The 6,189-nt window shown below is 72.1% G+C and carries 6 protein-coding genes; 3 read left to right on the forward strand and 3 right to left on the reverse strand.

The genetic code is table 11. From position 1 onward, the window contains the following. The first annotated feature begins 23 nt into the window (after positions 1 to 23). The 3 genes from KDK95_RS05935 to KDK95_RS05945 all read left to right on the forward strand — a co-directional run bounded on the left by KDK95_RS05935 (position 24) and on the right by KDK95_RS05945 (position 2,494). Positions 24 to 413 (forward strand): hypothetical protein, encoded by a 390-nt coding sequence (locus KDK95_RS05935; RefSeq protein WP_212516998.1) that lies wholly within the window; start codon positions 24 to 26, stop codon positions 411 to 413. Between the two features lie 325 nt (positions 414 to 738). Then, positions 739 to 1,713: an NUDIX domain-containing protein gene (locus tag KDK95_RS05940; protein ID WP_212516999.1), complete on the forward strand. Its 975-nt coding sequence runs from the start codon at positions 739 to 741 to the stop codon at positions 1,711 to 1,713. Positions 1,714 to 1,906: 193 nt separating this feature from the next. Beyond that, a complete protein-coding gene (locus KDK95_RS05945; RefSeq protein WP_212517000.1) occupies positions 1,907 to 2,494 on the forward strand; it encodes a hypothetical protein in 588 nt (195 codons plus the stop codon). A gap of 86 nt (positions 2,495 to 2,580) precedes the next feature. Here KDK95_RS05945 and KDK95_RS05950 read toward each other — a convergent pair whose 3' ends face one another. The 3 genes from KDK95_RS05950 to KDK95_RS05960 form a co-directional block, all read right to left on the reverse strand. Next, positions 2,581 to 3,390 (reverse strand): IclR family transcriptional regulator, encoded by an 810-nt coding sequence (locus KDK95_RS05950; protein WP_212517001.1) that lies wholly within the window; start codon positions 3,388 to 3,390, stop codon positions 2,581 to 2,583. A 233-nt stretch (positions 3,391 to 3,623) separates the two neighbouring features. Next, on the reverse strand, positions 3,624 to 4,949 hold the full coding sequence (locus KDK95_RS05955; RefSeq protein ID WP_212517002.1) for an ATP-grasp domain-containing protein: 1,326 nt from the start codon (positions 4,947 to 4,949) through the stop codon (positions 3,624 to 3,626). Then, positions 4,949 to 6,189, reverse strand: a 1,241-nt coding sequence (locus KDK95_RS05960) for an MFS transporter (protein ID WP_212517003.1), incomplete at its 5' end; no start/stop codon positions are given. The genes KDK95_RS05960 and KDK95_RS05955, both read right to left, overlap by 1 nt.

The following is a 6,189-nucleotide window of genomic DNA, read 5'->3' on the forward strand; positions in this document are numbered from 1 at the left end:
GACCACCAGGAACGAGACCGCCCATGCTCGACACCTTCTTCGTCAACGCCCCCGAAGGCGCCCGCTGGCCGCTGGACATCGACACCCTCGACCAGCACCTGCAAGAGCGCTTCCCCGGCATGAACGGCTGGATCCGCAACGCTCCTGCCCTCGGGCAGGACTACCTCGACTTCGACATCGTCCTCGACGGCTCCCGGCGCACCGGCTCCTACTACGGCGGCGGACCGCTCATCCTCAACGACGGCGACGCCGAGGACTGGGCGCCGACCATCGCCTGGCTCCTCAGCCTCCTGCCTTCTGGCACCCCGGCCGTGGCCATGCGCGAATCCAATCCGGAAGCGATCACACCGCTGCCCGCGGACCCGAGTCCCGTTCAGATCCAGCAGATCCTCGAACAGATCGCACCCGAGTAAGGAAGCAAGGCTCGACGCCGTGCCGAGCCGCTCGGACTAAGCCTCACCGCCCTGCCGGTCGCACCTGGCGGACCTGCTTCGGAGCGCGCCGCTCTGGCAGCCGGCCCGGCTTGTCTTGAACCTCGTCAGACGAACGGTACGGTCGGCGGCGGCCGAAGCTGATGTCCAGGCAGAAAAGCCCACACGAGCGCACTGGCCGCGGGGATTGCGGCGCGTCGGTCGCCAGCCGTGTCCCCCGTCCGGCGTAGTGTTCCCTCGAACTGGAGTTCGGATTGCGTCGATCATCCCGGTACGCGGGCGATGGTCGTGGAAAGTGGAGGTCGCCTTGAACACGCATGCCGCCGCGCATATCGACCACGTCGGTCTCAACCTGCCCGAGCGGGACTTCGCGTTCTGGCAGGAGATGTTTCGCCACCTCGGCTTCGAGATCCGGCCGGACGGCAACCACTTCGACGCGGTCGGAGCCGTGACCGTCTGCGTCACGGCGACCAAGCCCGGCTTCGAGCAGGCGGGCTTCCACCGCCGGAACACCGGTCTCGGCCACCTCGCCGTGCGCGTGGAGTCCCCGGCGGCGGTGGACGCGTTCGTCGCCGAGTTTCTCAGGCCCCGCGGCATCGAGCCGCTGTACGGCGGACCCGCCGGGTACGACTACGAACCCGGATATTACGCAGTTTATTTCGAGGATCGCAGCCGTCTGAAGGTCGAAGTCATGACGTCTCGGGCGTCGGCCGGGGCGACTGGAGGCGAGGGGGCGCCTGGAGCGGTGCGGCACCAGACCGCGTCCGTGTTCGTCGTGCGCCACGCGCCCGAGGGATGGCAGGTCCTGCTGATCTGGCACGAGCGACTCGGCGCCCTGACCATCCCCGGGGGGCACGTCGAGCAGGAGCGGTACGAGACGCCGGCGGACGCCGCAGTCCGTGAGACCCGTGAGGAAGCCGGCCTGGACGTCGTCCTCGTCGCCCCGCCGACACCCCGCCTTCCGGAGGGCTACCCCCACCAGGTGCTTGCCGCGCCGTGGTGGACCGTGAGCGGCCCGGCGAGCCCCGACGGCAAGTGCGCAATCCGCCACGTGCACATCGACCTCGAATTCCTCGCCGTCCCCCTCGGCGCCGCGCACGGCGACGGTGAATGCGAACCGCACTGGCTCGGCGCCGCGCAGCTCGCATCGCGCGAGGACTGCCTGCCCGACACGCGCATGCACGCCGTGATGATTCTCGAGGCCCTCGACCACATCGACGGCCCGCTTGAGCCTGCCGAGCTGGCCAGCACGCTGCACAGCGCTCTTACGGAAACCTTCTGACGGGCCCAACGCAACGCTGCAAGGGAGCGAGACAACACCACGGTTGACATCTTCGAATCCGCCGTCAGGCTGCGTCCGCGCGACGCGAAATCCTTTTCGCACCACGCTGTCGGGTGGCGAAGGCACGGCGGTTCTGTGTCGGAGCATTCACAAAGCCCTGGATCAGCAGGAACGATAGTGGGACCATTGGACGATGGCGACTAATCAGGTCTTGCTTCACACCGAGTCCGCCGCGGGCACCGGCAACCCGAGTGACACCGCGTCATATTCTGCGCGCAGCTCGCTCGCCTACCTCGAGGCCGCCGGCGCACTTACCGAGCACTGGCGCGCACACCCGCGTGAGGCGCTGGCCTGGCCCACCATCGACACCTACCGCACCAGCGCGGAACTGGCGGTCAAGGATGCAATCCGTCTCGCCGCACGGTGCATGCGCAGCGACGGGGCTCGCGGCGCCGAAGTCGACCCGGGCATCCTCGAAGCCCGGATGTCCGCGTACACCACCCTCGGATCGCTGACACGGCATCTCAACACCCTCCTACGCAGGGTTCCTCATGCCGCCGGGGAGTCAGCGCAGAAGGCCAACGAGATGCTCGAAAGGCTGCTCGCGCTCGACGCGGCGCCGAACGGCCTCGGGGTGAGCCGAGCCGTTGCTGAAGGTCGCAGCCTGGCGCACGCCGACCTTGAGGAAATGGGGCTGCGTCTGACAGAGGCCGTCATGTTCCTCGCGCACGAGGTCTGCGGCGCGCTCACACGCTACCTCGCCCTACACGGCGAGGCGTAAGCGTCAGGGCCCGTCGCGTCGCGCGGAACACGCGATCCGGGGCCGGGCTTGTCGGCCTTGCCACGGCGCCGGGCCACGAGCCGGAACTAGCTCTCGAGCAGCGTCTGCACGAACGGCCCGGTTGCCTGCAAGGCCCGTGCCAGTTCCGCGTGCCGCTGCGGCGGCTGGCCGGCCGGGAAGGTGAGCGAGAGGGCTCCCATGACGTGCGCGGCCGAGAGCAGGGGAGTGGCGAGTGTCTCCCACCCGTCCGGGCTGACCGTGCGCGCATAGCCGCGATTGACGATCTGGGCGAGATCCTCGCGCAGCGGCTCCGACCACAGCGCGCCGTACGGCGCGAGCGGCGATCCGCGCCGGATCTGCTCGGCGACGTGCGGCGCGAGCCAGGCGAGGATCGCATGTCCGGGCGCGCCGAGCAGCAGCGAGGTGGCTCCGCGCCGTGCCACGCCGCGCTCGGCGAGCAGCACGTCGAGCTCGCGCCGTCCGCCGGTCGATGCGCGTTCGCTGAAATACCGGATCGTGCCCCTCGTCCAGGTCCCGTGCAGCATGACGATCGCCGCGGTCTGCTCGCACAGGGCGTCGAGGGCGAGCCTGGCCGCTCCCTCGAGCTTCCCGCCCGCGCCTGCGGGCGCGAATCGGGCACCGGGCTCGTGCCAGGTCCCGAACTCGTACACGCCGCGGCCCTGCCGCCGGAACGTGTCGGTCTCCGTCCCGGTCATCAGCACGCGAACGAGGGTGCTCGGATGCAGCTGCGGAACGGTCTCGCTGATCTCGCGAAGTTCGTGGGTGCCCGGCCCGAGGCTGTCCAGACCGGCCAGCACCTGGAAGGCGCGCGCGGAGGCCTCCGTGTGAGCCCACGCCGGAGCCCCCGCCATCGAAGTCAGCTGAACTGCGCCCACCCTCGGACCTCCCCGTGATTGCGCGGGACCCGCCCGTCACGTGCAGTGCGACCTCCCGCGATCCGACACTAGGTCAGTCCCTTGGTTGCTTTCAACCCGTTACGGTCTAAACTGCGTGCCGCCGCGCGCGGCCCGGCCCCGGTTGCCGACGGCTGCGGATGTGAGGGTTCTTTCGGTGGCCGCGCCGGCTCCCGGGCTCGCCCGGGCCGGCGCGGCTATCCGCATCGAGCCGGTCAGGGTTCTGACGGAACGTACAGCCCGGCCGACTCGAGTTTCCGCACGGCGGCGTAGGCCTGCTCGAGCTCGCCGGGATTCTCGGCGGCGAGGTAGAGGGTTCCGGGGGAGCTGAGCAGGTCAGCGGTGCGGCGAACCGCGGTGCCCGGCACGAGGGGGTGGACCGCGCCGGCCACCCCCGGAACGGCCATCAGTTCCTCGACCACCTCGGCCGGGCCGATCACCCCGTCGGCCGGGCACTGCAGGAGCAGTTGGGTCACCGGCCGCCGGTAGTAGTAGGGCTGGTGCGCGCGCTCGGCGTGCTCGCGCGCCGAGCCGAGCGTGGCCTCGACCAGGGCGTCGGTCTGGGACGTCCCGTTCGTACGGCGCATCAGCTCCACCGAGTCGCCTCCTTGCAGGCGCGCTCCGGTCTCGATCAGGATCGGGCCGACCTCGGTGAGCATGACCTCGGAGTGGGCGGGGCCGTGCTCGATGCCCAGGGCGTCGAGGCAGCGCAGCACGTAGCGGGCGATGATCGCGACGTGGGTGTCACGCGGGTCGAGCAGGTCCATCCGGTCGTAGATCAGCCGGCCGTCGGGCAGCCGGGTGCGCCGGTCGTGCCAGATCTCGACGACGCGGTGGCGCCCGCCGCGGCTGACGGTGTTGCACGCGTACTGCTCGCCGATCAGGCACTGCTGAACCAGTAGCGAGTCGATGACCTCGCCGAAGATGTCGCGCGTGCCGAGCACGGCCGACGCGTGGCCCGCGACCTCGTCGGGGTCGGCGGCGAACAGCACGTTGTCGCTGCCGGCGGACGAGCGCGGTTTGAGCACCACCGGCCAGGACCCGATGCCGCGCGCAGCCGCCACTGCCTCGGCGACGGTGCCGGCGCACACCCCGCGCAGGCCCGGAACGCGCGCGTTGCGCAGCGCGAGCGACATGGCGAACTTGTCGCGGCGCGCGAAGCTGGTGGCCGGGTCGTTGCCGGGCACCCCGATAAGGCGCGCGAGCGCGTCGGCGAGGATCACCCCGCTCTCGCTGCCGGCCACGACGTGGGTGACCTCGAGGGTCCGCAGGTGCCGCGCGGCCGCCTCGAGATCGCTCGGGTCGGGGGTGAGTACGTCGAGGTAGTCGCTCGCGCGCATCTCGGCGTGCAGCCCGGCCGGCGGCGGCCCGGACAGGACCGCTACCGCGCCCCACCCGCGGCGCGCGAAGGCGCCCGCCAGGTCGGTGGCGGTGGAGAACGGGTCGACGACCGCGACCCGGCCGGTGCGCGCGCGCTGCCCGGCACGCGCCGTGCGTGGGGCGAGAAGCTTCGAGGAGGGCTCGGCGGTGTTCGTGGTCATCAGATTCTCCCAGGTCGGATCTTGCGGAGCGGCGGGGTGGTGCGGGGCAGTGCGGCGGCCGGGGGGACGGCCAGGCCCGCGGCGGCCAGCGCGATGCCGAGCGCGGCCCATCCGGCGAAGCCGTGCGCGAGCACCGTGTGCGCGAGCAGGAGCGGGCCGGCCGCGACGGCCAGGCCCTGGCCCGTGCTGAACAGGCCTTGATACGCGCCGTGGGCGCCGTCGGGCGCGAGGGCGTAGCTGAGGGTCATCGATCCGACGACCTGGCTGACTTCGGCGACCGCGAGCACGACCGCGCCGAGGGCGACGAGGGCCGCGGCGCCGGCGGGGCCGCGGTGGTCGGCGGCGGCCAGCAGCAGGCAGGCCGCGCCGGTCGCGAGGCCGGCCGCGGCCATCGCCAGCCCGGCCCGGCGCACGCCGGTGACCTTGCGGCTGGCGGCGGGCTGCAGCGCCACGACGGTCAGGGTGGACAGCAGCGCGCTGGCCCCGACCATCCACCGTGGCGCGCCGACGCGCACCACCCACAGCGGCAGCGCGAACTCGAACAGCGCCAGTTGAACCGAGGTGAGCGCGTACAGGGCCGTGACGGTCAGATATCGGCGATCGCGCCACGGCTTGGCGCCGGCAGGCTGCTGCGACCCCGGGGGCGGCACCGCGTCTACAGCGGGCACGGTCGCGGCCAGCGAAGCCGCGAGCGCGAAGCAGCCCGCCGCGCCCGCGAGCGCCCACCGGTAGGCCCCGACCGTCCCGACGGACAGGACCACGCCGTCCAGCGGCATCGACGCGCCGAACCCGAGGTTGCCCATGCGGTAGAGCCGGGCCGCGAGTTCGGCCGGGGCGTGCGGGGCGAGCGCGGCGACCAGCGCCGCCCGGGCGGTATACGCGCTCTGCCAGGCGATCGCGTAGAGGCAGCCGGCGATCAGCGCGCCGGCCACCGTGTCGACGGCGGTCAGCACGGCGATCGCCGCCGCGGCCATGACGGCGAGCGCGGCGCACAGCACGCGCTGGGGGCAGACACGGTCGGCGAGCTTCCCGATCGGGACCGCGCACACCAATCCGGTGACACCGGCAGCGCTCAGGCAGGCGCCGACGGCGCCGACCGGAAGGTGGCGCGGCCCGGTCAGGTACAGGAGGCTGACGGTGTAGAGGCCCTGGCCCAGGTAGAAGGTGGCGGTCAGCGCCGGCATCGCGCGCGCCGCGCTCCGCGCCGGGCCGACGACGCCGCTCCGTGCGGCGCTGCCGC

This window comes from Actinospica acidithermotolerans, from assembly GCF_018139625.1.
Taxonomy (GTDB): Bacteria; Actinomycetota; Actinomycetes; order Streptomycetales; family Catenulisporaceae; genus Actinospica; species Actinospica acidithermotolerans.

Bases quoted from the DNA above. Each gene is read 5' to 3' on its own strand.
- KDK95_RS05935 (WP_212516998.1), top strand. From the start codon at position 24: ATGCTCGACACCTTCTTCGTCAACGCCCCCGAAGGCGCCCGCTGGCCG.
- KDK95_RS05945 (WP_212517000.1), top strand. From the start codon at position 1,907: ATGGCGACTAATCAGGTCTTGCTTCACACCGAGTCCGCCGCGGGCACC.
- KDK95_RS05955 (WP_212517002.1), bottom strand. From the start codon at position 4,949: ATGACCACGAACACCGCCGAGCCCTCCTCGAAGCTTCTCGCCCCACGC.